The following is a 25,494-nucleotide window of genomic DNA, read 5'->3' as shown; positions in this document are numbered from 1 at the left end:
CCTCAATTCGTCGTGCTCCTACGGCAGTTGATCAACCGTCGGTACTTACTTCGCCGCGTCGGCCGCCTTCACCAGGGCGCTCTTGGTGACCGCGCCGACGTACACCTTGCCGTCGTCCGTGACCAGGGCGTTGATCAGCCGGGTCGAGTACACCGTGCCCGAACCGAAGGAGCCCTTCACCTGGTCGCCGAGCGAGCTGAGGAAGCCGCCGAGGTCGCCGCCGCCGGACTTGGAGCCGGACGGGATGCCCTGGCCGCCGGTCTCGAAGACGGCGATGGAGTTCCAGCCCTTGCCGATGACCGTGGGGTCGTCGGCACTCTTGCCGAGGCCCTTGCCCGCCTTGCCGGTCTTGTCCGTCTTGCCGAACGGGGCGGAGCGATCCGGGGTCGGAGCACCCTTCGTCGCACTGTCCTCCGTGGTGACCTTCGCGCCCTTGGGCGTCTTGAAGTCGAAGGTCGAGGCGGCCGGCTTGCTGAGGCTGAGCTGGGTGAAGCCGACGTCGACGACGGCCGCGCCGCCGCTCGCCGGGGTGAGCGTGAACTTGAGCGGCAGGCCGGTCTTCGCGTCCACCGCGATGCTGATCGCGCCGACCGTCGTACCGGACTGCTTGGGCTTGATCAGCAGCTTGTAGGCGTCCCGCCCGGCAACATGCTCCGTGCCGTCGACCGTGACGGACGTCGTGTCGTCGACCGACTTGAGCGCCTCGTCGGTGAGCCCCTTCGGCGTTGCCCGGGTCTCATCGCCCTTCGAAGTATCCGCGGCGGTCGTGCCGTGGAAGACCTCGTTCGTCTGGCTGTCGTAGCCCCAGACGTCCTTGCCGTTGTGGATGAGGCTGTACTCCGCCGCGTTCTCCAGCAGGGAGACCTTCTGCTTGTCGGGGCCGTCGGCCGCGACGCGCAGGGTGTGGGTGCCGGTGGCCAGCTCGGTGAGCTTGGTCGTCGGGTCGGCGGAGGAGCCGTCGCCGGACTTCGTGGCGCCGGACAGCATGCTGCTCTCCAGGCCGCCGAGGTCGGGCAGGCCGAGGTCCGTGCTGATCTTCACCGTGCCGGACAGCTGCTGGACGTCCGACTTGGCGATCTTGTCGATGAGCTGCTGAGCGGTGACCTTGGGAAGGTTCGGGTCGCCGGAGTCGGCGAGCGCCGGGACCAGTCCGATGGTCGCCGCCGCCACCCCCACCACGGTGACCGGGACGATGTACCGCGCCGCCCTGCGCCGCCCGGCCCGGAGCTCGTCGCGCTCTCCGGTGTCCGTGCTGTCGTCGGTTTCGTACGGTGCCATGTCTGCCTTACCTCCGTCGTCGGCGGCGGCTAGTCCGTCGTGCACTCTCCCCCAGTTCTCGGCTTCGCTCGAACCGGGAGGGGCCCCCACCACCCTGAGCCGCCATTCTCACCCGAATCGGTGAGGAGTGGTGTTTTCCCTGTTCTCCATCTGACCAAATCCGCCACGCATAAGCGTCAGACCCGGGAGCCAACTCCACGTACGCCTGGGGTATGACACACGGAAGCGACGCCTCCCCAAACCCCTAGGGGGAAGACGCCGCTTCCGTACGGCAGTTGCTCAGGACCTCTTGCTCAGGACCTCAGCCCGCGCGGTGCACCACCGCGTCGCACATCTCCAGAAGGGCGACCTTGGCGTCGCACTCGGGGAGCGGAGCGAGGGCCGCGCGGGCGTCCTCCACGTAGCGGACGGTGTCACGGCGGGCCTGCTCCAGGGCCGGGTGGACGCGGAGGCGGGCGAGGGCCTCGGCGTGCCGGGCGTCGTCCGTGAGGTCGGAGTCGAGCAGCTCGCACAGGGCGATGTCCTCGGCGAGACCCAGGCGGGCCGCCCGCTCCCGGAGCAGCAGCACCGGCAGCGTGGGGATGCCCTCGCGCAGGTCCGTGCCCGGGGTCTTGCCGGACTCCTCCCCGTCGGAGGCGATGTCCAGGACGTCGTCGGCGAGCTGGAAGGCGACGCCGAGCCGCTCGCCGTACTGGGTGAGGACGTCCACGACCGTGTCGTCGCAGCCGGACATCATCGCGCCGAAGCGGCAGGCGACCGCGACCAGGGAGCCGGTCTTGCCGCCGAGCACGTCGAGGTAGTGCTCGACCGGGTCGCGTCCGTCGGAGGGGCCGGCGGTCTCCAGGATCTGGCCGGTGACGAGGCGTTCGAACGCCTCGGCCTGCACCCGCACCGCCTCGGGGCCGAGGTCGGCCAGGGTGTGCGACGCGCGCGCGAACAGGAAGTCGCCGGTGAGGACCGCGACCGAGTTGCCCCAGCGGACGTTGGCGCTCTCCACGCCGCGCCGTACGGTCGCCTCGTCCATGACGTCGTCGTGGTACAGCGTGGCGAGGTGGGTCAGCTCGACAACGACGGCCGAGGGCACGACACCCGGCGCGTAGGGGTCGCCGAACTGCGCGGCGAGCATCACGAGGAGCGGCCTGAACCGCTTTCCGCCCGCGCGCACGAGGTGCTGGGCGGCCTCCGTGATGAAGGGGACCTCGCTCTTGGTGGCTTCGAGCAGACCCTCCTCGACGGCCGTCAATCCGGCCTGGACATCGGCTTCCAGAGCCTGGTCCCGCACGCTCAGCCCGAACGGCCCGACGACGGTCACGAGGGGTCTCCTGTCTGCTGGTGTCCCTGGGCGGTCACACGGTTTGTCGATAGGTCGCTGGCATCACTCAAGTCAGCGTATCCGGTCAGCTTTCGATCACCCATGCCGCCCACCCCGTCCAGCAGGGGCGGTATCGGATCACGACCGGTATGTTTTCGATCACCTGATAAGAACGGATATTTATCGACTTACGCGGAAGTAGTGGATGGTGTCTCGAACCGCACTGGAAGCCGAACCCGACGACCAACCGCCCCCCGAGGACGACCACGCCTTCTTCGGCCAGCCCAAGGGGCTGCTCACGCTCTCCGGGCTTGAGGTCTGGGAGCGCTTCTCGTTCCTCGGCATGCAGGCCATCCTCGTCCTCTACTTCGCGGATACCGTCGCGCACGGCGGCATGGGCATGTCGTCCGGAACGGCCGCGTCCGTGTCGGCAGCCTACGGAACGCTGGTCTATCTCGTCTCGGTCGCGGGCGGCTGGCTCGCGGACCGCATCCTCGGTTCGTACCGCGCGGTGCTGTGGGGCGGCATCCTGATCGCCTGCGGGCACTACGCGATGGCGGTCCCCACCTCCACGATGACCTGGGTGGGCCTCGGCCTGATCAGCGCCGGTACCGGCCTGCTCAAGCCCAACGTGGCCACCATGGTCGGCAAGCTCTACCGCACCGACGACGAGCGCCGGGACGCCGGTTTCGCGCTCTACTACATGGCGATCAACATCGGCGCCTTCGCGGGCCCGCTGATCACCGGCTGGCTCGGCGACCACGAGGGCTGGCACTGGGGCTTCTCGGCCGCCGCGGTCGGCATGACGTTCGGGCTCATCCAGTACGTCGCCGGGCGCCGTCACCTGGCCGGTCGCAGGAACACCGCGGAGTTCGCGCTCGCGCCGGACGCGCTGCGCCGCGCGGTCCGGCTGATCGTCGTAGGCATCCTGGTGGCCGCCGTGCTCGCGACCGGGCTTGCCACCGCCGGCTGGCTCACGATGGGCCGCTTCGTCGACCTCCTCACGGTGATCTCCGTGATCGCCCCGGTCGTGTTCTTCTCGGTGATGTTCACGAGCCCCCGGGTGACGTCCGAGGAACGTGGCCGGCTGCGCCCGTACATCGTGCTGTTCCTGGCCTCGACGGTCTTCAACTTCATCCTCTTCCAGGCCTATTCGACGATGATGCTGCTGGCCGCGTCGAACGCCGAGACGACCATCCTGGGCTTCGACTTCCCCGCCAGCTGGTACGCGTCCGCGCTCGGCGCCTTCGAGGTCGGGCTCGCGCCCGTGGTCGCCGCGCTCTGGGTCCGCATGGGCCGCGGCCAGCCGCACGCCTCCAACAAGATCGCGATCGGCGTCGTACTCGGCGGACTCTCCTTCCTGCTGATGGTCCTGCCGACCAGCGGGCACAGCGGCGACGCCTACCGGATGTCGGCCTGGTGGATCGTCGGCTCGTACTTCCTGCTCGGCCTCGGCGACATCCTCCTGGAGACCTCCGGCATGTCGGCCACCACGAAGCTCGCCCCGGCCGCCTTCTCCAGCCAGACCATGTCCCTCTGGTTCCTGTCCCTCGCCCTCGCGAACGGCATCCAGGCCCAGACGGTGAAGCTCTACGACGACGTCTCCAAGCCGGCCTACTTCGGCGTCAACGGCGCGATCGCGGTGGCCGCGGGCCTCGCGGTGATGGCCGCCGCGCCGTGGCTGCGCCGCACCATGCACCCGGTCCACTGAACCTGCGGGGTCCCTCATGCGCATCCGTACGTCCTTCCCCCACGAGACGGCCCACGAGGACATCCGTATCCCCCTCGCGGACGGAACACGCCTCTACGCGCGCGTGTGGCGCCCGGTGACGGACGAACCCGTCCCCGCGCTCCTCGAATACCTCCCGTACCGCCTGACCGACTGGACCGCGCCCCGGGACGCCCAGCGCCACCCCTGGTACGCGGGCCACGGCTACGCCTCCGTCCGGGTCGACGTGCGCGGGCACGGCAACAGCGAGGGTGCCCCCGGCGACGAGTACGACGCCCAGGAACTCGCCGACGGCGTAGAAGTGGTCAACTGGCTTGCCGCGCAACCCTGGTGCACCGGCAGGGTCGGCATGTTCGGCATCTCCTGGGGCGGCTTCAACTCCCTCCAGATCGCGGCCCTCGCGCCCGAGCCGCTCAAGGCGATCGTCACGGTCTGCTCCACGGACGACCGCTATGACAACGACGTGCACTACATGGGAGGTTCCGCCCTCGCCGTCGACCTGCACGCCTGGGCGGCCACCATGCTCGCCTTCGTCGCCCGCCCGCCGGACCCCGAGTACGCGGGTCTGATCTGGCGCGACATGTGGCTCAAGCGCCTCGAACAGATCGACCCGTTCATCCACACCTGGCTCGCCCACCAGATCCGCGACGACTACTGGAAGCACGGCAGCGTCTGCGAGGACTACGGCGCGATCGGCGCGGCCGTCCTCGCGGTGGGCGGCTGGCACGACCCGTACCGCGACACGGTCCTACGGCTCGTCGAACACCTCCCGCCGGACCGCGTACGCGGCCTGATCGGTCCGTGGTCCCACCAGTACCCGGACCGCGGCCTGCCGCCGGGCCCCGCGATCGGCTTCCTCCAGGAGACCCTCCGCTGGTGGGACCACTGGCTCAAGGACAAGGACACCGGCGTCACGTCCGACCCGCTCCTACGGGCCTACGTCAGCGACTCGCACCCACCGGCCACGGTCTACGACACCCTCCCGGGCCGTTGGGTCGGTGAACCCGCGTGGCCCTCGCCGCACGTGAAGACGACGACGTACGGCCTCCGGGGTGCGCCCGTGATCGTCCGCTCCCCCATGCACACCGGTGTGGACGCGGGCCGTTTCTTCCCCTTCGGGAACGACGCCGATCTGCCGCCGGACCAGCGGGACGAGGACGCCCGGTCGGCGTGCTTCGAGTTCGAGGTGCCGGCCGAGACGTGGGTGCTGGGGCGGCCGAGGGTACGGCTGCGGCTGACCTGCGGGGTGCCGCGCGGGCAGGTGATCGCCCGGCTGTGCGACGTGGCCCCCGACGGCGCCTCGACCCTCGTCACCCGGGGTGTGCTGAACCTGTCGGCGCGGCACGGGCGGGACCGGGCGGTGCCGTGGACGCCGGGCGCCACCGAGGACGTCACCTTCGAGCTGAACGGCATCGGGCACGCGTTCCCGCCCGGGCACCGCATCCGGCTCGCGGTGTCGTCGGCGTACTGGCCGTGGATCTGGCCGCAGCCGGAGTCGGCGGCTGGGTTCACGCTGGACCCGGAGGGGAGTGCGCTCGAACTCCCGGTGCGGGAGCAGGAGTTGACGGAGGGCATTCGTTTCGAGGAACCCGAGGAGGCCGAGCCGCTCGGGGTCAACTACCCGGCCACGCTGGACGAACCGCGCCCCGAGCGGCTGGTCGTGCGGGATGTCGCGAAGGGCGAGTGGCGGCTGGAGGTGGACCCCCGGTACGGCGGCACGCGCGTGTACCCGGACGGGTTGGAGTTCACCGAGGACGCGTTGGAGACGTACACGATCGACGAGTCCGACCCGTTGTCGGCGCGCACCCGGTCGGACTGGTCGATCCGGCTGCACCGGCCGGAGCTGGGGTGGGACACGACCGTGCGGACACGGTCGGAGATTACTTGCGACGAAACGGAATTTATTACCTCGAATGAGGTCATCTGCACCGAGGGCGAAGAAGTGATCTTCCACCGCACATGGGAGAAAAGGATTCCGAGAACTGCCAGTTGAGGGCGAATGCCCGATTTGCCGTTCTTAATCCTCCCGTGAGTTGGGTCACGCGTTTCTGTGCGTGACCTGTGTCCTGGTCTGCCCGCGTTCTCCCTTACGGCATTTGACAGTTGACCCTTGGCTCACGCAAAGGATCAAGTGCCTCATACGCCTCAGACCAAGGTCAATAGGGGTTAGGTGTGATTCCGCCACTTGTTCCGGACATGTGCTCTCGCATACGTTCCCGGCCTGTCGAGCGGAACGCCGAATCCTGCCGCCGCCCGGCATCCCAGTCACGAACTTCTCGCACGGCAGGAGCGGGGGAACCAGGTAAGTCGCCGGGCCGGTCAGCACGACCGGAACGGCTTGGGGTTAAGTCACGTCCGCAAGGGCTTGGCCGGGCACCTCCCAGCCCGAACCCGACAGCTCACCTCGCAGGCGACGGAGAGGAACCTCGTCATGCCTGCAACCGCCCAGTCCCGCCGCGCCCGCCTCGTCCGCCGTGTCGTTGTCGCCGGTACCGGTGTCGCGATCCTCGCGCTTCCTGTCGTCGGTGCGACCACCGCGTCCGCGGCCACCACCGCCTCGACCACCACCGCCGGGTACCCCAACACCCTTGACGGGTGGATCCGTGAGTCGCTCGCGATCATGGCGCAGAAGGGGATTCCGGGGACGTACAACGGGATCTACCGGAACGTGATCCGTGAGTCGTCCGGTAACCAGTACGCGATCAACAACTGGGACTCCAACGCGGCGGCCGGTACGCCGTCGAAGGGGCTTCTCCAGGTCATCGACCCGACGTTCAACGCGTATCACGTGGCCGGGACTTCGTTCGATCCGTACGACCCGGTCGCGAACATCACCGCCGCCTGCAACTACGCGGCGGCCGTGTACGGCTCCATCGACAACGTGTACGGCGCTTACTAGAAACCCGCGTCGAGCAGCAGTCTTTCGAGGACGACGGCGATGCCGTCGTCCTCGTTCGACTTCGTCACCTCGTCCGCCACCGCCTTGAGTTCGGGGTGGGCGTTGGCCATCGCCACGCCGTGGGCTGCCCAGTCGAACATCGGGATGTCGTTCGGCATGTCGCCGAAGGCGATGGTGTCGGACGGGGTCAGGCCCAAGTGGCGGGCGGCGAGGGCCAGTCCCGTCGCCTTGGTGATGCCGAGTGGCTGGAGTTCGACGGTACCGGGGCCCGACATGGTGACCGAGGCCAGGGAACCGACCACCGAGCGGGCCGTGGAGGCCAACTCGTCGTCCTCCAGGGCGGGGTGACGGAGCAACACCTTGCTGATGGGTTCGCACCAGAGGTCGTCGCGTCGGCCCACCCGTACCGCGGGGAGCGTGGGGTGCGGCATCAGGTAGCCGGGCTCGATCAGGGTGAGGCCGTCCACGCCGTCCTGGTCGACCGCCGCGTACACCTGGCCCACCTCCGCCTCGATCTTGCCGAGCGCGGTCTCCGCCAACTCCCGGTCCAGGGTGACCGACCAGAGCAGACGGTCCGCGCCGGCGTCGTACAACTGCGCGCCCTGTCCGCACACCGCGAGCCCCCGGGAGCCGAGGTCGTCGAGGAGGGGCCGCACCCTCGGGGCGGGCCGGCCGGTGACGACGAGGTGCCGGGCACCGGCCTCCGCCACCCGCCGCAGTACGGCGAGGGACCGGTCGGAGAGGGTGTCGTCGCCGCGCAGCAGCGTTCCGTCCAGGTCGGTGGCGATCAGTGCATATGCGAGGGGTGCGGCCATGATCAGAGAATACGGATGGAACGCCCCACCGACTCGACACGAACCGGACGGCTGCTGCCTTCACATGCGTGTACCCGTGTTCCGGTTGGTTTGACAATTACGACCGTTATGCCGACTCCCGTACCACCAGTTCCGTAGGCAGAATCACGCCCGCCGTGTCCTCACCGGCGATCTGGGCCAGCAGCATGCGCACCATCTCGGCGCTGATGCGGTCGTAGGGCTGGCGCATGGTCGTGAGGGCCGGGGTGATGGAGGTGGCCGCCGCCGAGTCGTCGAAGCCTCCGACAGCGATGTCATCCGGGACCGAACGGCCGGACTGTTGAAGGGTGTTGACGACTCCCAGGGCCATGAGGTCCGAGGCTACGAACACCGCGTCTATGTCGGGGGCCTGGGCGAGGAGTCTGCGGGCCGCTTCCTCGCCGCCCGTGCGGCGGTAGTCGCCCTCGACGACGAGCGTCGGGTCGTGTGGGAGGCCTGCCTCTGTCAGTACGTCTCGGTAACCCGCCAGGCGGTCGGGGCCGCCCGGTGCGTCGAGCGGGCCGGTGACCATGGCGATGCGGCGGCGGCCGGCGGCGATGAGGTGGCGGACCATCTCCTGGGCGCCGTCGCGGTCGGCTGCGGCGACGTAGCTGTACTTGGAGGCGGCCCCCAGCGGCTTGCCGCAGGCCACCAACGGGATGCCCGCGTCCCGGAGTTCGGCCGCCACCGGGTCGCCGCTGTGGTTGGAGACGAGGAGGACGCCGTCGACGTGGCCCGAGGTGATGTACCGGGTCAGGCGGCGGCGTTCGTCCTTCGACGAGGCCAGCATCAGCAGGAGCGGGATGTCGTGGCGGGCCAGGTGTTCGGTGCAACCCCGCAGCAGGACATTGAAGTTGGGGTCCTCGAAGAACTTCTCCTGCGGCTCGGTGAGGAGGAACGCCACCGAGTCCGACCGTCCGGTGCTCAGGGAGCGGGCGTGCCGGTTGACGACGTAGCCCGTCTTCCTGATCGCCGTCTCCACCGCGGTGCGGGCGGCCGGTGAGACGTAGTGGCCGCCGTTCAGGAACCGGGAGACGGTCCCCCGGGAGACCCCTGCCTCCCGGGCCACGTCGTGGATGGTGGGCGGTTTACGGCGTCCGTTCGGACTGGTGGCCATGGTCCTCGTTCTGCCGGTTCAGGTGCGGTGGGGGGAGATACGGCTCAGTACGTGCACCTCAGGCCTTGACCGATCCACTCAGCAGATCGAGCGACCAGAAGCGCTGGATCACCAGGAACAGCGCGATCAGCGGCAGGATCGCGAGGAAGCAGCCCATGATGACCAGGGTGTAGAGCGCGGGCTGTGAGGCGCCCTGGTTGAGCAGGGTGTAAAGGCCCAGCGTGAGCGGGAACTTGGTGTCGTCCGCGAGCATCACGTACGGCAGCAGGAAGTTGTTCCAGATGCCGACGAACTGGAACAGGAACACCGTGATGAGCCCCGGCATCATCATCGGCACGGCGATCCGCGAGAAGATCCGCCACTCGCTCGCGCCGTCCATGCGGGCGGCTTCGAGGAGTTCGGCGGGCACGGAGGCCGCCGCGTAGATACGGACGAGGTAGACGCCGTAGGGAGAGAGGATCGACGGGAGGAGCATCGACCAGTACGAGTCGGCCAGGCCCAGCTTCGAGAGGAGGAAGTACTGGGGGACGGTCAGGACGATGCTCGGGACGAGGACGCCGGCCAGCATCAGCTTGAAGATGAACTCCCGTCCCCTGAAGGCGAATCGGCCCAGTGCGTAGCCGCCGGCGGCCGAGACCGCGGCGGAGAGCAGGGCGCCGCCGCCCGCGTAGAAGAGGGAGTTGACCATCCACTGCCAGTAGATGCCGTCGCGGTAGGCGCTGAGGTCCTTGATGTTGTCGAGGAAGCCGGAGCCGGGGGCGAAGGTGAACGTGGAGAAGAGTTCGCCGCGGCCCTTGCTGGCCGCGATGACCACCCAGACCACGGGGATCAGGCAGTACAGCGAGCCGATGACCAGCACCAGGGTGGGCACCCACGCGGTGCGCTTCGGCTTCGCGGGGCCCGGGCGGGCGTCGGTGGCGGTGAGGGTGAGGGGGGTCATGCCCGGTCCTCCCGGGTGTAGCGGTCGGAGACGCGCAGCAGCGTGAAGGAGAGCGCGAAGGTCGCCAGGGCCAGCACCACGGCGGTGGCGGAGGCGCCGTAGATGTCCGACCTGAGGAAGGCGGCGTCGTAGATGGCCATCAGCGGACTCCAGGAACTGGAGAGGCCGTTGGTCAGCGGCTTGAGGGCCATGGGCTCGGTGAAGACCTGGAGCGTGGCGATGACCGAGAAGAAGAACGTGAGCACGAGGGACGGCATCACGATCGGGATCTTGATCCGCAGGGCGATCTTCAGGTCGGACGCGCCGTCGATGCGGGCGGCCTCGTAGATCTCCTGCGGGATGGAGCGCAGGGCGGTGTAGATGACGATCATGTTGAAGCCGGTGCCGCCCCACACCGCGATGTTCGCGAAGGACAGGTACAGGTTGCCGCCGTCGAACAGGTCGGGCTGCGGGAGGTTGAACTCGCGCAGGAGGTAGTAGAAGGGGCTGACCGTCGGCAGGTACAGGAAGCCCCACATCAGGGCGGCGATGATGCCGGGGACGGCGTACGGCAGGAAGATCGCGAGGCGCGCGAACTTGGCGCTGCGTGCCTGCGGGGTGTCCAGCATCAGCGCGAAGACCAGGGCCAGACCGAGCATCGTGGGGATGACGATCAGGCCGTAGCCGAAGGCGCGCAGGACGCTGTGGCCGAACTCGGAGTCGTGCAGGACGTCGGTGTAGTTGCCGATGCCGTTCCACACTTGCTGACGGGCGCCCTTGCCGAGGCCGATGCCCTTGACCTGGACCTTGTGGAGACTGAGCCACACCGCGTACCCGATCGGTACGACGGTGAAGGCGGCGAACAGGAGCACGGCCGGTACGAGGAACCAGTACGGCGCGCTGCGGCCACGGCGACGGAAGCGGCGGGGGCGGACGGAGGTGGCGGTGCCGTCCGCCAAGGGCCCGACCGTCGGCCGGTCGGTGCCCTTGAGCGGAGTGCTGGTCATGCCTCGGTCACCTTGAAGCCCTGCTTCTTCATGTCGGTGAAGGTCGACGACTGCATGGTCGCGAGCGCGGTGTCGAACTGCGCGGCCTTCTTCGCCTTGGTGGCCTTGCCGAACGCGTCGCTGAAGGTGTCGTAGGCGACCTGGACGTTCGGGCCCCAGGCGGACGCGGCCGTGGTGGCGGCGATCTTCGCGGCCGTGTCGTAGAAGTCGGTCTGGTTCGGGAAGAACTCGGGCGTGGTGAGGACCGAGCCGGACTGGCCCTTGGTGGCCGCCGGGTAGATGCCGGCCTCCTTGACCAGGGCGGCGAGCGCCTCCGGGTCGGTGTTCAGCCAGTTCGCGAACTTGGTCGCGGCCTCGGCGTGCTTGGAGTCGGTGGAGACACCGGTGGAGGAGCCGCCCCAGCTGCCGGTGACGTCCTCGCCCGCGCTCCACTGCGGCAGCGGCGCCATGCGCCACTTGCCCTTGGTGTCGGGGGCGGAGCTGACCAGCACACCGGGCGCCCACACGGCGGAGACCCAGGCGATGTTGGTGCCCTTGTTCAGCGCGTTGTTCCAGGCGGGCGTGTACATCGGCTGGTTGTCGATCACGCCCTCCTGGACGAGCCCGCCCCAGAAGTCGGTGACCTTCTTGGTCGCCGCGTCGTCGATGCCGACGGTCCACTTGCCGCCGCTCTGCACGGTCCACCACTTGGCGCCCGCCTGCTGCGACAAGCCGGCGAACAGACCGGGGTCGTTGGAGGAGAACGTCGTCAAGTAGGCGTCCGGGAGGGCCTTCTTGGCGGCGCGGGCGGTCTTGGCGAAGTCGTCCCAGGTCGCGGGGACCGTCAGGTTGTGCTTCTTGAACAGGTCCTCGCGGTAGAAGAACATCAGCGGCCCGGAGTCCTGCGGTATCGCGTACACGGCGTCGGTGCCGAGCGTGACCATGCTCCAAAGTCCCTCGGCGAACTGGGACTTGGCGGACTTCGCGTACTTCGAGATGTCCGCGAGCACGTCGTTCGAGACCAGCGTCGGCAGCGACTGGTACTCGACCTGGATGAGGTCGGGGGCGTTGCCCGCCTTCTTCGCGGTGATCAGCTTGGAGACGATGTCCTTGCCCGCGGCCTGCTTGGAGACGGTGACCGTGATGTCCGGGTTCTTCTTGTTCCAGATCGCGGCGACCTTTTCCATGTTCGGCGCCCAGGTCCAGTAGGTCAGCTTGACGGGCCCGCTGCTCTTGCCGGAGTCGTCGTCGGAACCGCCACAGGCGGCGAGGGTGCCCGTGAGGCCTACGGCTGCTGCCCCGGCAAGAATGCTGCGCCTGCTGAACTGGTGGCGGTGGATCGACATCTTCATCTCCCCTGACTGAGTGCGAGCCGGCCTCGGATGTGTCCCACCTGCTCCGCACGGCTCTGTGACCGTGCACAGTAGAGAATTGTTTCGGACCCTTGTCAATGGATGAACCGTGGGGTTACCTACTTGTTGTTGACGGATGGACGCCGCAACCATCCATGTGCACGATCACAGAAACGGCCGCGTTTCAGCCGTGGTTTGGCCGTCTCAGTCACCGATCCCCGGGAGTGAACCCATGCCGTCCCCCGCCCCGCACGACCGTCTGCCGCTCGCCTTCGGAGGTGACTACAACCCCGAGCAGTGGCCGCAGGAGGTCTGGGAGGAGGACGTACGGCTGATGCGGGAGGCCGGGGTCACGGCCGTGTCCCTCGGTGTCTTCTCCTGGGCCCGGATGGAGCCGCGGCCGGGTGAGTACGACTGGGAGTGGCTCGACACGGTGATGGGCCTGCTGCACGCGGCGGGCATCGCCGTGAACCTCGGCACGCCGACCGTCGTACCGCCGGCGTGGTTCTACCGCGCGCACCCTGACGCGCTCCCGGTGACGCGCGAGGGAGTCCGCCTGGCCTTCGGCTCGCGGGGCGCGATATGCCACTCGAACCCCGAGTACCGGGCGGCGACGGCCACGATCACGACGGCGCTGGCCGAGCGCTACGGCAGCCACCCGGCGGTGGTGCTGTGGCACGTCCACAACGAGTACGGCGCCCCGGTCCTCGCCTGCTACTGCGATGTGTGCGCGGCGGCCTTCCGGGGGTGGCTGCATGAGCGCTACGGCACCCTCGATGCCCTCAACCACGCCTGGGGGACGGCGTTTTGGGGCCAGCAGTACGGCGACTGGGAGGAGATCACTCCGCCCCGCGCGACCCCGTCCGTATGCAATCCCACCCAGCAACTCGACTACCACCGCTTCGCCGACGCCCAGGCCCGCGCCAACTTCGTCGCCGAGCGGGACATCCTGCACCGCCTCTCCCCCGGCGTCCCCGTCACCACCAACTTCATGGTCGCGCCGAGCCAGGGCCAGACCGTCGACTACTGGGCCTGGGCCAAGGAGGTCGACCTCGTCACCAACGACCACTACCTGATGACGGACGGCCGCCGCACGCACGTGAACCTGGCGCTGGCCGCGGACTTGACGCGCTCGGTGGCGGGCGGGGGTCCGTGGCTGCTGCTGGAGCACGCCACGTCCGGGGTCAACTGGCAGCCGTACAACCCGGCGAAGCGTCCTGGTGAGATGGCTCGGAACTCGCTCGGGCATGTGGCCCGGGGTTCCGAGGGCGCGATGTTCTTCCAGTGGCGGCAGTCGCAGGCGGGGGCGGAGAAGTTCCACACGGCGATGCTGGCGAACTCCGGTACGGACAACCGGGGTTGGCGCGAGGTGACGGAACTCGGGCGCCGGGTCTCCGACTTGAGCCGGGCCGGTCTGCGGGGTACGCGGACCCGGGGTGACGTGGCGATGGTGTGGTCCTGGGACTCCTGGTGGGCGCAGAGCCTGGAGTGGCGGCCGAGTCAGGATCTGGACGCGCGGGAACGGTTGGATTCGTTCTACGAGGCGCTCTACGACCGGCACTTGACGGTGGACTTCCTGCCGCCGACGGGGTTGGGGGACCTGGACCCGGAGCGGTATCCGCTGCTGGTGGTACCGCAGTTGTACGCGGCGCCGGTGGGGGTGGGGGCGGATCTGGAGCGGTACGTGTCGCGGGGCGGGACGCTGCTGGTGTCCTTCTTCTCCGGGATCGTCGACGAGAACGACACCTTGCATCCGGGCGCGTATCCGGGGGCGCTGCGGGACGTACTCGGACTGACGGTCGAGGAGTTCGACCCGTTGCTGCCCGGGGAGACGGTCTCGGTCCGGGGTGCGGACGGCGCGCTGTACGAGGCGGACCTCTGGTCGGAGGTCGTGGTGCCGGGAGCCGGTTGCGAGACGCTCGCGGTCTTCGCGGACGGTCGTACGGCGGGTGGGGCGGCGCTGACTCGGCGTGCGGTGGGGTCGGGGGCCGCGTGGTACCTCGCGACGCGGTTGACGGGTGCCGACCTGGCCGCCGTCGTCGACCTCGCCCTCGCGGACGCGGGGATCACGCCGGTCGATCTGCCTCGCGATGTCGAACTCGTCGTACGGGAGGGCGAGTCGGGGACGTTTCGCTTCGCGGTGAACCACACCGGGGGCGAGGTGAAGGTGGTGCTGCCGGACGGGAGCCGGGCGGCGGTGCCGGCGGGCGGGGTGGAGGTTTTCCAGGACCCGCACTGACCAACTCCCTTGTGTTTCACGTCATTTCCGTCATTCCCGTCATTCCCAGAGCCGTTTCACTTGAAGGGGAACTTCGTAATGCGCAGACGCAGTGTTCTTACGGCGGCGGGTGCGGCCGCACTCGCGGTACCGGTGCTGGGCGCGACGCCGGCCGTGGCGAGCACCGGTACCGGGTCGGACCGGCGCCGGTTGGAGATCCGGGGGATGGACATCTCGTCGCTCCCCAAGGACGAGGCGCACGGGGCGATCTACCGCCGTGCGGACGGCCGCCGGGACGACCCGATCCGCATCCTGGCCGACGCGGGCGTCACCCACGCCCGCCTCAAGGTCTGGGTGAACCCGGCCGACGGCTACAACAACAAGAAGCACATCCTGCCGTTGGCGAAGCGGTTGCGCCGGGCGGGGATCGGCATCTGGGTCGACTTCCACTACTCCGACACGTGGGCCGACCCGTCCCACCAGACCAAGCCGGCGGCCTGGGCGGACCTGGACGTGGCGGGCCTGACGAGGGCGGTCTACGACCACACCGCCGACATCCTGGGCGCGTTGCGCCGCCAGGGCACTCCGGCGGACCTGGTGCAGATCGGCAACGAGATCAACGGCGGGCTGCTCTGGCCGACCGGCAAGAACTGGGGTGACGACGCCGGGGGTTGGGGCAACCTGACGACGTTCTTGAAGGCAGGTCTGAACGCCGCCCGCGACACGACCCCGCGCATCCGGACGATGCTCCACATCGCCTCCGGCGGCGACAACGGCACGTCACGCTGGTGGTACGACAACGTGGTCGCCGACGGCGTCGACTTCGACATCATCGCCCAGTCGTACTACCCGTTCTGGCACGGCACCCCGGACGCCGCGGCGGCCAACTTGGCGGATCTGGCGGCCCGTTACGACAAGCCTGTGCTGATCGCGGAGACGGCGTATCCCTTCACGCTGCAGAGCGAGGACGCGACGAACGACATCATGTACGACCCCTCGCAGCTCACGGCGGGCTACCCGGCAACCCCGGCCGGGCAGGCGGCGTGGCTGCGGACGGTGGCCGACCTGATGGTGGATGTGCCCGGCAACAAGGGGCTGGGCTACTGCTATTGGGAGGGCGTGTGGACGTACCGGGCCGGTGACGGCTGGGACCCGGCGGACCCGGCGTCGGGCAACGCGTGGGAGAACCTGGCGTTGTTCGACTTCGATGACAAGGCGTTGCCGGGGTTGAGGACGCTGGGCCACTACCGGTCGTAATGCCCGCGAGTGACGAGTCCAACCCGTACGGTTACTGTCCGGTGCCTGTCCAGTGATGTCCAGGCTGTCGACAGGGGCCGTACGGGTAGGGGGCGTTGCGGCACGGCCGTACGACAGAGGGGCGAGCGTGGACAGGGAACCGGAGCAGCTCAACAGCGAGGCGGACGAGCCGGGTTGGGAGGTCGACCCGGACGACGACTGGGGGTTGGCGGTCCTCCCGACGGTGGGGCGGCAGTTGAGGCTGCGGCGCGAGGCGGTGGGATGCGGGTCCCGGACTTCGCGGTGGCGGTGGGGTACGGAGAGGATCTCGTCTACAAGATCGAGGGTGGGAAGCGGATTCCCCGGCCTGAGTATCTGGACAAGGCGGAGGAGGTGTTGGGGGCGGATGGGCTGATCTCGGCGATGAAGGAGGACGTCGCGCGGGTCAGGTACCCGAAGAAGGTGCGGGCGCTGGCGAAGATGGAGGCGCAGGCGGTCGAGCTTCAGCTCTACGATCCCCTGAACATCCACGGGTTGCTTCAGACGCCGGAGTACGCACGCACCCTTCTCCTGATGAGGCGCCCCGCGTACACCGAGGACGAGGTAGAGCGGTACATCGCCGCGCGTGTGGCACGCAAGGCGATCTTCAAGCGGGACCCCGGTCCTGAACTCAGCTTCGTGCTGGAGGAGTGGACGCTTCGGCGTCCGCTCGGAGGGAAGGCGTTGCTGCGCCGACAGCTGGAACATCTGCTGGAGACAGGCCAGTTGAGGAATGTCGAGCTTCAGGTGATGCCAATGGACCGCGAGGAGCACGCGGGAGTCGACGGCGGAATCGATGTGCTGAAGTTCGCCGACGGCTCGGCGGTAGGACGCTCGCCGGTCGTGGCGAACGGCCGGCCGGTCTCGGAGCCCAAGCTGCTACGTATCCTTGAACTGCGGTATGGCATCATCCGGGCTCAGGCTCTCACCCCGCGTGAGTCGACAGCCTTCATCGAGCAACTGCTGGGGGAAACATGATCCGCGAGCCCGAACTGACCTGGTTCAAGAGCACCTACAGCAGCGGCTCCGAAGGCGACTCCTGCGTCGAAGTAGCCACCACCCCCGCCACGATCCACATCCGCGACTCCAAGCACAGCCCCCAGGGCCCCCGCTTCGCCGTCACGGCAACCACGTGGACGAACTTCGTGACGTACGCGTCCGGAGCCTGACCCACCCCCACCCCTCGCCAGAAGTGTGACACTCAACGAACCTCCCTACTCGGCGAGTTGCGCGATGGCCGCCTGTACCGTTTCCAGCAGCGCGGCCAAGCCCGGTGCCTCCCACTCCGCGGCCGTGTAGGGCATGGTGAGGTGCATCCCCACGGCGTCGATCTCCACGATCCGCCTCCCCTTCCGGTCGGGGCCGGTGACGCTCAGGCGCATGTGCCGGATGTGGAAGCGTTTGGGGTGGTTGCCGAAGATCTCCAGTATCCGACCGTCGAACGAGTACAACTGGTGGCCGACCGTGGCCGTGATCTCGTCATTCATGGGGGAACCCTAAACACGACGATCAGCCGCTGCCAGGCCTCCGGCGCCGCCGAGCGTCCGGCAGGTCACCGGTCGGCCCACCCGTCGCCCCTCCACGCTCACCGAGGACGAACACCAGCAACTCAAGGCCGTACTCAAGTACTCAACGCCTTCCCCGGAGTGACCGGCTTCGCCCACGGCCGAGTCGGCGACCTCGACGCCGTCACCACCGGGCTCACTCTGCCCCGGAGCTCCGGTGTGCGGTGTTCAAGCCCAGGGATCGACCGGGACCGTGTCGATCGCCCGGCCTTCGGTGTCGAGGAGCCGGCCCCAGGACTTGACCGGGCGCAGGACGACCTGGCGGTCTGTCACCTCGACGGCCGGCCAGGTCGAGCGGATGCGCCGTAGCAGGGGGTCGAGAGCCGGCAGATCGTGGAGCTGCACGGTGACGAACAGGTTGGCCGCCCCGATCACGGCCGCGCAGACCCGGGTCTGTGGCCACGCGCCCACACGGCTGCCCACCTCGTGCAACGCCTCGTCGGGAACCCGCAGGGACAGCGCGACCTGCGCGGGCCAGCCGCCCTCGGATCGTACGAAGTCGGTCCGGAACGCGAGCACTCCGGCGCGTACCAGGCTTTCCAGGCGCCGCGTGACCGCTCGCTCGGACCGGTCCAGGCCGCGGGACAGATCGCGGATGGTCGTGCGTCCGTCGCTCTGCAGTGCCAGGAACAGGGCCTGATCGAATGCGTCCAGCTCGCGCGTCGTGGCGTGGCTCGGGGAATCCGCGGACGACAGGGCTTCCACGGCCTCGGGGTCGATCGCCCCCAGGCGCCAGTGCACGCCGCTGAACACGTGTGTCGCGACGCGAGCCGTGAGCTGCCGTATCGCGGGGATGCGACCGATGTCGTCGACGAGCAGACGTGACATGGCCGCGGTGTCCCTGGCCAGCACCAGGGCGTAGAGGTCGTGGCTCCCCGCGGTCAGGTGGACGCTGAAGACCTGCGGCCGAGCGGCCAGCGCCCTGGCGATGCCGGCGGCGTCGCCCGGTGCGCAGGCCACCTCGACCACGGCGCTCGCCAGCGGCATCGCCGGGCCGGGCGCGCTGGAGATCCAGGCCAGGCCCGCCCGGGTGAGTCGTCGCCAGCGTCGCCCGGCCGTGACCGCGGACATGCCCAGGGCAGGGCCGAGCTGTTCGAAGCCGGCCCGCGGATTGACGTGCAGGGCATCGATGAGAGCGACGTCGTCCTCATCGATCCCGGGTCTGCCGCTCTCGTCCATGCGGTCCATCTTTGTCCGGTCCGGCTACTGCGGCACCAGCGCGAATCGCCGCGCGATCACGTCGGCACACACCAGGCCGCGGCACCCCGGGCCCAGCAGCCACCGCAGCGGTGCGCGAACGGCGTTGTGCACCTGGTGCCCGCCGCCGTGGACGGTGAACAGCGCCACCGGGGCGTCGGTGTCCCCTCCGTAGGTCGTCACGGTGACGGCGGGTACCTTCGCGCCTCCCGGCTGCCGCAGTGGTTCGCTCACCGGGGCCGCGGAGATGCCGTTGCGGGCGGCGTAGTACGCGGCCGTATCGGGCGCCGAGAGGTGAAGCCCGCGCGGGAAGAGGCCGTGCACGCTGACGATGCCGCCCTGGTAGGGGGCCAGCGGGTCGGCGGTGCCGTGGAACAGGAGCATCGGAACGGGTGTGCTCGCGTCGGGCCCGCGGTGTGCGGCGGAGATATGGGCGGCGTCGGGCTGGGTACTGCTGATGATCGCGGCCGCGGCCAGTCGTTCCGGTACGTCGTGCAGCAGGCGCATCACCATCTGGCCCCCCAGCGAGAAGCCGACCGTGACGACCCGATCCGCGTCGATGTCGTGCCGGGCGGCCATCTCCTCGACCAGCGCGGTGAAGAAGGCGACGTCGTCGACACCGTGCCGTTGCGCGGGCGTGTCGATGTCGCGTGCGCCGTTCCAGTCCCGGCGGTACCCGTCGGGGTACACGACGACGGCGCCGGCGCGGTCCGCCAGCGCGTCGAAGGAGTCGCCGCTGAAGTGGCGTATGCCGTTACCGGTCTGGGCCGTGCCGTGGAAGAACACCACCAGCGGCCGTCCGGACGGCGGCACCGGCGACCGGGGCGGGCCGGTCACCACGACGTACGTGCGCCTGCGCCCGTCCACCGTCAGTTCCCCGCGTTCGACGAGCGGCACCGGGCTCACCGCCACTGGGGACTGCTCGAACCGCGTGGCACCAGCGCGGGGTCCGGCCAGGCGGGCGGAGTCCTGCTGAACTCGACCTGCGGCGCGGGGAAGTGCAGGGCGCCCAGGGGTGTGTCCGCGTCGAACGCCTTCGGCTCCCGCAGGCTGTGTTCCTCGTCGCTGCCGGCCAGCGCCGGGTCTACCAGCCCCAGGGTCAGGTACCACATGGCGTTGCGGGTCAGGTTCACCGTCACATGCCAACTCCCGCCCACGGTCGCCCGTTTGACCAGGCCGGCGGTGGCGCCGGCAGCTCCCATGTAGCCGGTGACGAAGTCGTTGATCATGCCGGTCACGGGCAGCTTCGGTTCCTGTTCCGACCCGGCTGCCGCCATGAGGCCGGAAGCGGCGGAACCGTTCATGTCGAAACCGCCGCGGGCGGCCCACGGCCCCTGGGAGCCGTAACAGGTGACCGACACCTGCACCAGGCCGGGGTGGCGCTTCGCGAGCTCGTCCGGGGCGAGTCCGAGCCGTTCGAGCTTGTCGCCGCGGTGGTTGTTGACCACGACGTCGGCCTCGGCCAGCAGTTCCTCGGCCAGCCGCCTGCCGTTGTCCGAGTTCAGGTCCAGCAGCGTGCTGCGCGATCCGATGTTGGCCTGGGTGTAGATGAACGCGTGCTCGTAGTCGTTGGCCCGGGTCGCGCACAGTACGTCGGCGCCCTGTTCCGCCATCGTCCGGCCGACGGTCGGACCCGCCACCGCGTGCGTGAACGACAGCACCCTGACCCCGTCCAGGGGGCGATCGGAGGCGGAGAACTTCTTCACGGGGGCCGGGCCGATCTGTTCCAGCCCGATGACCGGCTGCGAGGCCAGCAGCGCACCCTGCGGATGTGCCGCCCACTCCTGCGCGGTGCGCGCCACGCACAGAGGCAGACCGACGGCGTTGGCCGCCTCTTCCAGCTCGAACGCGTCCCACTTCGCGAACGCCGCGGCGACCTTGTCCCGGTCCGGCGGAACGTCCAGGAAACGGCACCACTTCGCCGCCAGATGCGGATAGACGCCCGAGGCCATGACGGTCCGCCCGTCCCGGGTGCGGTAGCTGTCGAGCAGGAACGGGTTGTCGAAGATCAGAGAGTGCTCGGGCAGCTCACCGGCCAGCGTCGGATGCCAGAAGGCGTGCGGGGTGACATGGTGGATGGCCTGCCGCAGGTCCAGACGCAGGTCCTGGCCGATGCCCGACCGGATGCGGTGCAACGCCGCCGCGCCCACCGCCGCGGCCATCATCGGGATACCGATGGCGGCACCCAGACGAATCCGATCGGGCACGATCGGATCCTGGCCCGCGAACGTCACCTCACCACCGGTGTCAGCCGTGGAAAGACCCAACGGCGCCAGAAGCTCCTCCAGACACGCCACCGGATCGAAGCCGTCCCGCTCCGCCACCGCAGAGAAACCCATCTCACGCCCACCTCCGCTCACCGTCCCCCGCGGTTCAAGGATGGGCACCGGCACGCAAGCACCGGGAAATCTGACGGGAAGCAGCCAAAATCGCCTCCTCCGCGACGGAAAACAGCCGCACACCCACTCAGGCGGTCCCGGCCCAGGCCAGTTCCCGGCACCACCTGAAGACGGGCGGTAGTCCGGCGAGGAACCCTGCGCGGGAGAGCCCTCGCGGCCACGATCTCCGGAGCCCCTCCCACCCGCACCGGCAATGGCGACCGTGTGTCCTGTTCTCTCGCCCGCCAATGATCAGCACGGCCCCTCGGCATGCATCATCCAGACATGTTCACTCCCGAACAACGCGACCGCACCCGCGCCCAACTCCTCGCCCGCGCCGAAGCCGACGACTCGATCACCGGCTTCGCCTACACCGGCTCGGTCGCCAGCGGAACCGGCGACCGCTGGTCGGACACGGACATCGTGCTGGCCGTGCGGGGCGATGTCACCGAGGCCGTAGGTCGCTGGACGGCGTGGATCTACGACGAGTTCGACACCCGGCACCACTGGGACCTCGGCATCGGCGGCACCAGCGTCATCCGCGTGTTCCTGCTGCCCGGCTGGGTGGAGCTGGACCTCACCTTCGCCCCGGAGCAGGAGTTCGGCGCCCGGGGTCCAGCCTGGCAAACCCTCTTCGGCACCCCACACGAACAGCCGCCGTTCCCCCCGCCTGACCGCAACACCCTGATCGGCTACGCCTGGCACCACGCCCTGCACGCCCGCATCTGCCTTGAACGGGGCCGGAGTTGGCAGGCCGCACACTGGATCAACGCCCTGCGCGACCAACTGATCACCCTGGCCTGCCTACGCCTCGACCTCCCCACCGCCTACTCAAAAGGCGCCCACCTGCTGCCGGACGAGGTCACAACCCCATTGGAATCCACCCTCATCCGCTCCCTGACGGAACCAGAACTCCGCCGCGCGCTCACCGCGACAATCACAGCCACGGCAGCGGAACTTGACCACTCCGACCCCCGACTCGCCGCCCGCCTGACCCCGATGCTCACGGAGCTGACGTAACTCATGGGCACAACCACCCACATCGACCTCACCCCCGTCCCGCCCGGCCAGGTCACCCTCACCGACCGCCGCACGCAACGGAGTTGGACGGTCGGCCTCGCCCCCTTCCACCTCGGCACGCTCCCCGTCACCCAGGCGCAGTACGCCCAGGTCACCGGCGAACGCCCCAGCACCGCACAGGGCAACGACCGCCTCCCCGTGGAGACCGTGTCATGGCGGGACGCGGTCCTCTTCTGCAACTCCCTTTCCCAGCAAGAGGAGTTGACCCCGGCGTACGACTTCGACGCCCACGGTGAACCCCTCCTACGGGGGCCCTCCGCCGACAGCTACCGCCTCCCCACCGAAGCCGAGTGGGAGTACGCGTGCCGGGCCGGGACGAGCGGCCCGCGCTACGGACCGCTCGACGACATCGCCTGGCACCGAGGCAACTCCGATGAACGCCCCCACGAACCGGGCGCCCGACTCCCCAACCCCTGGGGCCTGCACGACATGCTGGGCAACGTGTGGGAATGGTGCTGGGACCTCTACGACCCCGAGGTCTACGGCACCTACCGGGTACTGCGCGGCGGCGGCTGGTTCGACGAGCACTGGAGCTGCCGCGCCTCCGTACGCCGCCGAAGCCACCCGACGTTCCGCGTGGACGACGTCGGCTTCCGCGTCGCCCGGTCCGCGACCCGCTGAGCCCCTGACCCACTACCCCTCTGAGCCCGGTCCGACCGTCCGCCGCCCGCCCCGGCGCTCAACTACCCGTGCGCGGCCACCAGATGCTTCGCCAGCCTCGGCGACGCGAACTCCGTCCCGCACACGAACCGCATCACCGGCCCGTACGACGACGCCGACGGCAGCCCCGTGAAGTACACGCCCGGCACGGACGACACATACCCGGCGCCGAGTTTCGGCGTACCCCGGCTCACCGCCAGCTGGGTGCGCAGCTCGTGCCCGAGGAAGTCCATCGCCGCGATGTCGACCCGGTACCCCGTCGCGGAGATGACGTGGTCGGCGGTGAGCTGCTGCGTACCCCCGCCCGGCGTCGCGACGGTGAGTACCGGGCCGCCGTCCGCCGCGCCCGCGCCCCCGCTCGCCTCCGCCCGTACGATCCGCTCGACCTCGCTGACCTGCACCTTCCCCTCGAACCGCTCGCGCAGCCACCACGCCCCGAGCGGCCCGAGCACCCTGCGGACCAGGTAGTGCCGGGTCTGCTCGGGGAGGTAGCGGTACGGCTGGGGGTGGTAACTCAGCGCCCACAGCGACCACGCCCGCCCGAACGGCGACTCGGGGCGCAGCTTCGGCTGTTTCCACGGCGGTGCGCCGAAGGCGACCCGGCCGTGCCCGCGCGAGACGATCCGCACGTTCGCGCCCGCCTCGGCCGCCAACACCGCTGTCTCCAGGGCGGATTGACCGGCGCCGACGACGATCAGCTCCTTGCCCTTGAATCCGCTCAGGTCATGGTGCTGGGAACTGTGCGAGACGGGACCGGTGGGCGCGGGCCCGTCGACCGCCGCCGCGGCCAGCTCCGGCGGGAGGTGGGCGAGGCCGTGCAGGCCGGTCGCGACCACGACCGCCCTCGCCGTGAACAACTCCCCCGAGTCCAGCTTGAGTTCGAAGCCGCCGCCCGTCTTGCGGTCGACGGAGACGACCCGTACCCGCTCCAGCTCGGGCACCAGCTTCTGCTGGAACCACTCGCCGTAGGCGATGAAGGTCTCCACGGGGATGATGTCCTCGTCGGTGACCAGGCGGGGGATGCCGGCCGCGTCGCAGTAGTCGACGAGGTTGTGGCCGGGCTGCGGGGCGTCGAGGCTGGAGGCGGCGGGGGTCGACTTCAGGAGCATCCCGGCGGGCATGTGGTCACGCCAGCTGACCATGGGCTCGCCGAAGACACGGACCGGAATGCCGCGTGCCCGCAGATGCGCGGCGGTGGACAGGCCGAACGGCCCGGCGCCGATGACTGCTACCGGTTGAATCACGAAGTCCCTCCCCAGGACGTCAATTCGTCACTTCGTGTTGGAGCCACTGCTTGAACTCGCGTGCCCCTTGAGCTACTTGCTTGCCCCTTGAGCTACTTGCTGCCTGCTGCTGGAGTTACTGCTTGCTGCTACTGGTGCTGCTGCCGCGCCGGTTGGTGCGCCACAGCTGATACAGGTGCTTCGCGCCCGGCCGCACGAAGCGGGCCAGCATCGTGAAGAACGGCCGCAGATCGTCACCCGCGAGCCAGGCCAGCTCCGTCCCGCTCGCCCGCGCCGGTGCGTGCGGCGTCGTATAGCCGCTGCGGCGGTAGGCGAGGAGGGCGGGCAGGTCGATGTTCTCCACGATGTACCGGTGGCCGGCGCGCTGTTCCCCTTCGGGAACGGAGCGGCCGGTCAGGTCCAGGTGCATGGCGCGGACCACGTCCACCCCCGACTCGTTCTCGAAGAGCCGGAACTGGGCGCCCATGCGGGGGTTGAAGTCGAGCAGTTTGTACTGACCGTCGCGCCGGTCGAAGCGCAGGTCGAGGTCGATGATGCCGGTGAAGCCGATCTGTTTGATGAAACGTGCGGCGAGGTCCGCGAGTTCCGGATTGTCGACCACGTACGCATTTGCCGTCATGCCCGCGTGCGGCGGCCAGGAGCGCACCTTCACGCCGGTGAACAGGGCGAGCGGTGTCGAGTCCTGGTCGAAGTACGCGTGCACGATCCAGTCCTCGGCATCCTCCCTCGGCAGGTACTCCTGGAGGATCACCCCGGGGTGCTCGCCCCAGTCCCGGGCCAGTGTGAGCAGCCCCTCGCGGGTCGTGATCTTCGTCGTACCGTTCACGGCCGGCTGCGAGCGCCGTACGAACGCCTCCCTGTTCTTGGCCACCAGCGGGAAGCGGGCCTTCTCGGCGAACTCGACGATGTCGTCGTACGACTGCGGGAAGGCCGCCGCGGGGCTGGGGATGCCGTGTTCCACACAGAGTTCGTGCAGGCCCTGTTTGCTCGCGAGGTGGCGCGGCAACTTCGGTTCCACGCGCGGGAAGAGGAAGCGGGAGCCGAGCGTGTCCTGGTGCTCGGCGATCAGGACGGCGGCCTCCTCGTCGGTGGGGATGAGGACCGTGGGCCGGCCGATGCGGCGCCCGATGCGCAGCAGGCCCTCCACCAGTCGCCCGGGTTCCTCCGTGCCGGTCGTCGGCCACACGAACGCGCGCTCCAGGTAACGGGAAGCGGCCGCCGGCGTGTAACGGTCCTCCGTGATCGCATACATCGGCACGCCGAGGCGCCCCAGACTCCGGATCGCGCCCACCCCGCCGTGATGCAGCGGATAGTCGCCGAACTTCACGATCAGGCCCGGCACTTCGCGGTCGGCCTCGAAAGGCACGCTGCTGGTGCGCTTGGCCACGGGTCCCCCCACGTGTCCCCCCTACAGACCGGACCCACCCCGTCCGTGTCCCCCAAAGGACGCTA

At 69.2% G+C, this 25,494-nt stretch carries 21 protein-coding genes, 1 pseudogene and 1 riboswitch; of the genes and pseudogenes, 9 read left to right on the top strand and 13 right to left on the bottom strand.

Annotated elements, in window-relative coordinates:
• Positions 1-45 precede the first annotated feature (45 nt).
• Positions 46-1,278 (bottom strand): LolA family protein, encoded by a 1,233-nt coding sequence (locus OG496_RS33280; protein WP_405973551.1) that lies wholly within the window; start codon positions 1,276-1,278, stop codon positions 46-48.
• A 301-nt stretch (positions 1,279-1,579) separates the two neighbouring features.
• Positions 1,580-2,590: a polyprenyl synthetase family protein gene (locus tag OG496_RS33275; RefSeq protein WP_405843025.1), complete on the bottom strand. Its 1,011-nt coding sequence runs from the start codon at positions 2,588-2,590 to the stop codon at positions 1,580-1,582.
• A 205-nt stretch (positions 2,591-2,795) separates the two neighbouring features.
• Here OG496_RS33275 and OG496_RS33270 point away from each other — a divergent pair, with 205 nt between their 5' ends.
• The 3 genes from OG496_RS33270 to OG496_RS33260 all read left to right on the top strand — a co-directional run bounded on the left by OG496_RS33270 (position 2,796) and on the right by OG496_RS33260 (position 7,218).
• Complete coding sequence (locus OG496_RS33270) at positions 2,796-4,301, top strand: peptide MFS transporter (protein WP_405862803.1); 1,506 nt, start codon at positions 2,796-2,798, stop codon at positions 4,299-4,301.
• A 16-nt stretch (positions 4,302-4,317) separates the two neighbouring features.
• Positions 4,318-6,312 carry a CocE/NonD family hydrolase gene (locus OG496_RS33265; protein WP_405973550.1) on the top strand — a complete coding sequence of 665 codons (1,995 nt, stop codon included), beginning with the start codon at positions 4,318-4,320 and terminating at the stop codon, positions 6,310-6,312.
• A 231-nt stretch (positions 6,313-6,543) separates the two neighbouring features.
• A riboswitch (cyclic di-AMP (ydaO/yuaA leader) is annotated at positions 6,544-6,745 on the top strand.
• A 5-nt stretch (positions 6,746-6,750) separates the two neighbouring features.
• The gene (locus OG496_RS33260) at positions 6,751-7,218 is read left to right on the top strand and encodes a transglycosylase SLT domain-containing protein (RefSeq protein WP_399397477.1); all 468 of its coding nucleotides are present in this window, start codon (positions 6,751-6,753) and stop codon (positions 7,216-7,218) included.
• Here OG496_RS33260 and OG496_RS33255 read toward each other — a convergent pair.
• The 5 genes from OG496_RS33255 to OG496_RS33235 all read right to left on the bottom strand — a co-directional run bounded on the left by OG496_RS33255 (position 7,215) and on the right by OG496_RS33235 (position 12,425).
• Positions 7,215-8,033: an HAD family hydrolase gene (locus OG496_RS33255; RefSeq protein ID WP_399397475.1), complete on the bottom strand. Its 819-nt coding sequence runs from the start codon at positions 8,031-8,033 to the stop codon at positions 7,215-7,217. The two genes, OG496_RS33260 and OG496_RS33255, sit on opposite strands and share 4 nt — an antisense overlap.
• A gap of 106 nt (positions 8,034-8,139) precedes the next feature.
• Entirely contained in the window at positions 8,140-9,168 is a 1,029-nt protein-coding gene (locus OG496_RS33250) for a LacI family DNA-binding transcriptional regulator (protein ID WP_366497370.1), read from the bottom strand.
• Between the two features lie 58 nt (positions 9,169-9,226).
• The gene (locus tag OG496_RS33245) at positions 9,227-10,108 is read right to left on the bottom strand and encodes a carbohydrate ABC transporter permease (RefSeq protein WP_365308733.1); all 882 of its coding nucleotides are present in this window, start codon (positions 10,106-10,108) and stop codon (positions 9,227-9,229) included.
• Positions 10,105-11,094, bottom strand: coding sequence for a carbohydrate ABC transporter permease (locus OG496_RS33240; RefSeq protein ID WP_405973549.1), 990 nt, complete (start codon positions 11,092-11,094; stop codon positions 10,105-10,107). The genes OG496_RS33245 and OG496_RS33240 overlap by 4 nt, the downstream gene beginning before the upstream one ends.
• A complete protein-coding gene (locus OG496_RS33235) occupies positions 11,091-12,425 on the bottom strand; it encodes an ABC transporter substrate-binding protein (protein WP_399397472.1) in 1,335 nt (444 codons plus the stop codon). Before OG496_RS33235 ends, OG496_RS33240 begins: the two co-directional genes overlap by 4 nt.
• Before the next feature lie 232 nt (positions 12,426-12,657).
• Between OG496_RS33235 and OG496_RS33230 the strand changes: the two genes are divergently transcribed.
• The 4 genes and pseudogenes from OG496_RS33230 to OG496_RS33215 all read left to right on the top strand — a co-directional run bounded on the left by OG496_RS33230 (position 12,658) and on the right by OG496_RS33215 (position 17,087).
• Positions 12,658-14,664 carry a beta-galactosidase gene (locus OG496_RS33230; RefSeq protein WP_405973548.1) on the top strand — a complete coding sequence of 669 codons (2,007 nt, stop codon included), beginning with the start codon at positions 12,658-12,660 and terminating at the stop codon, positions 14,662-14,664.
• Between the two features lie 78 nt (positions 14,665-14,742).
• On the top strand, positions 14,743-15,900 hold the full coding sequence (locus OG496_RS33225; RefSeq protein WP_405973547.1) for an arabinogalactan endo-beta-1,4-galactanase: 1,158 nt from the start codon (positions 14,743-14,745) through the stop codon (positions 15,898-15,900).
• 127 nt (positions 15,901-16,027) lie between these two features.
• A pseudogene (locus tag OG496_RS33220) lies at positions 16,028-16,896 on the top strand (helix-turn-helix domain-containing protein).
• Positions 16,893-17,087, top strand: coding sequence for a DUF397 domain-containing protein (locus OG496_RS33215; protein ID WP_405973546.1), 195 nt, complete (start codon positions 16,893-16,895; stop codon positions 17,085-17,087). The pseudogene OG496_RS33220 and the gene OG496_RS33215 overlap by 4 nt, the downstream one beginning before the upstream one ends.
• Before the next feature lie 45 nt (positions 17,088-17,132).
• Here the strand turns inward: OG496_RS33215 and OG496_RS33210 are convergent, their stop codons facing one another.
• The 4 genes from OG496_RS33210 to OG496_RS33195 form a co-directional block, all read right to left on the bottom strand.
• Positions 17,133-17,405 (bottom strand): hypothetical protein, encoded by a 273-nt coding sequence (locus OG496_RS33210; protein WP_405973545.1) that lies wholly within the window; start codon positions 17,403-17,405, stop codon positions 17,133-17,135.
• A gap of 246 nt (positions 17,406-17,651) precedes the next feature.
• Positions 17,652-18,662 (bottom strand): Lrp/AsnC family transcriptional regulator, encoded by a 1,011-nt coding sequence (locus OG496_RS33205; protein ID WP_405973544.1) that lies wholly within the window; start codon positions 18,660-18,662, stop codon positions 17,652-17,654.
• Between the two features lie 24 nt (positions 18,663-18,686).
• Positions 18,687-19,577, bottom strand: a complete 891-nt coding sequence (locus tag OG496_RS33200) for an alpha/beta hydrolase family esterase (RefSeq protein ID WP_405973543.1) — start codon at positions 19,575-19,577, stop codon at positions 18,687-18,689.
• 5 nt (positions 19,578-19,582) lie between these two features.
• Complete coding sequence (locus OG496_RS33195) at positions 19,583-21,019, bottom strand: CoA transferase (protein ID WP_405973542.1); 1,437 nt, start codon at positions 21,017-21,019, stop codon at positions 19,583-19,585.
• Between the two features lie 324 nt (positions 21,020-21,343).
• Here OG496_RS33195 and OG496_RS33190 point away from each other — a divergent pair, with 324 nt between their 5' ends.
• Both OG496_RS33190 and OG496_RS33185 read left to right on the top strand, forming a co-directional pair.
• Positions 21,344-22,078: a hypothetical protein gene (locus OG496_RS33190; RefSeq protein ID WP_405973541.1), complete on the top strand. Its 735-nt coding sequence runs from the start codon at positions 21,344-21,346 to the stop codon at positions 22,076-22,078.
• 3 nt (positions 22,079-22,081) lie between these two features.
• Positions 22,082-22,759, top strand: a complete 678-nt coding sequence (locus tag OG496_RS33185) for a formylglycine-generating enzyme family protein (RefSeq protein WP_405973540.1) — start codon at positions 22,082-22,084, stop codon at positions 22,757-22,759.
• Between the two features lie 62 nt (positions 22,760-22,821).
• On the opposite strand, the gene OG496_RS33180 is transcribed toward OG496_RS33185, so the two are convergent.
• Positions 22,822-24,042 carry an FAD-dependent oxidoreductase gene (locus OG496_RS33180; RefSeq protein WP_405973539.1) on the bottom strand — a complete coding sequence of 407 codons (1,221 nt, stop codon included), beginning with the start codon at positions 24,040-24,042 and terminating at the stop codon, positions 22,822-22,824.
• 115 nt (positions 24,043-24,157) lie between these two features.
• Complete coding sequence (locus OG496_RS33175; RefSeq protein WP_405973538.1) at positions 24,158-25,429, bottom strand: ATP-grasp domain-containing protein; 1,272 nt, start codon at positions 25,427-25,429, stop codon at positions 24,158-24,160.
• Positions 25,430-25,494 lie beyond the last annotated feature (65 nt).

Origin of the sequence: Streptomyces sp. NBC_00988, assembly GCF_045162645.1 — a bacterium.
Taxonomy (GTDB): Bacteria; Actinomycetota; Actinomycetes; order Streptomycetales; family Streptomycetaceae; genus Streptomyces.
The sequence above is the reverse complement of the archived record's forward strand: the minus strand, read 5'-3'. Positions and strand labels throughout refer to the sequence as shown.

Coding starts and splice junctions, on each gene's coding strand:
- OG496_RS33280 (WP_405973551.1), bottom strand. CDS start 1,278: ATGGCACCGTACGAAACCGACGACAGCACGGACACCGGAGAGCGCGAC.
- OG496_RS33270 (WP_405862803.1), top strand. CDS start 2,796: ATGGTGTCTCGAACCGCACTGGAAGCCGAACCCGACGACCAACCGCCC.
- OG496_RS33265 (WP_405973550.1), top strand. CDS start 4,318: ATGCGCATCCGTACGTCCTTCCCCCACGAGACGGCCCACGAGGACATC.
- OG496_RS33260 (WP_399397477.1), top strand. CDS start 6,751: ATGCCTGCAACCGCCCAGTCCCGCCGCGCCCGCCTCGTCCGCCGTGTC.
- OG496_RS33255 (WP_399397475.1), bottom strand. CDS start 8,033: ATGGCCGCACCCCTCGCATATGCACTGATCGCCACCGACCTGGACGGA.
- OG496_RS33250 (WP_366497370.1), bottom strand. CDS start 9,168: ATGGCCACCAGTCCGAACGGACGCCGTAAACCGCCCACCATCCACGAC.
- OG496_RS33245 (WP_365308733.1), bottom strand. CDS start 10,108: ATGACCCCCCTCACCCTCACCGCCACCGACGCCCGCCCGGGCCCCGCG.
- OG496_RS33240 (WP_405973549.1), bottom strand. CDS start 11,094: ATGACCAGCACTCCGCTCAAGGGCACCGACCGGCCGACGGTCGGGCCC.
- OG496_RS33235 (WP_399397472.1), bottom strand. CDS start 12,425: ATGAAGATGTCGATCCACCGCCACCAGTTCAGCAGGCGCAGCATTCTT.
- OG496_RS33230 (WP_405973548.1), top strand. CDS start 12,658: ATGCCGTCCCCCGCCCCGCACGACCGTCTGCCGCTCGCCTTCGGAGGT.
- OG496_RS33225 (WP_405973547.1), top strand. CDS start 14,743: ATGCGCAGACGCAGTGTTCTTACGGCGGCGGGTGCGGCCGCACTCGCG.
- OG496_RS33215 (WP_405973546.1), top strand. CDS start 16,893: ATGATCCGCGAGCCCGAACTGACCTGGTTCAAGAGCACCTACAGCAGC.
- OG496_RS33210 (WP_405973545.1), bottom strand. CDS start 17,405: ATGAATGACGAGATCACGGCCACGGTCGGCCACCAGTTGTACTCGTTC.
- OG496_RS33205 (WP_405973544.1), bottom strand. CDS start 18,662: ATGGACGAGAGCGGCAGACCCGGGATCGATGAGGACGACGTCGCTCTC.
- OG496_RS33195 (WP_405973542.1), bottom strand. CDS start 21,019: ATGGGTTTCTCTGCGGTGGCGGAGCGGGACGGCTTCGATCCGGTGGCG.
- OG496_RS33190 (WP_405973541.1), top strand. CDS start 21,344: ATGTTCACTCCCGAACAACGCGACCGCACCCGCGCCCAACTCCTCGCC.
- OG496_RS33185 (WP_405973540.1), top strand. CDS start 22,082: ATGGGCACAACCACCCACATCGACCTCACCCCCGTCCCGCCCGGCCAG.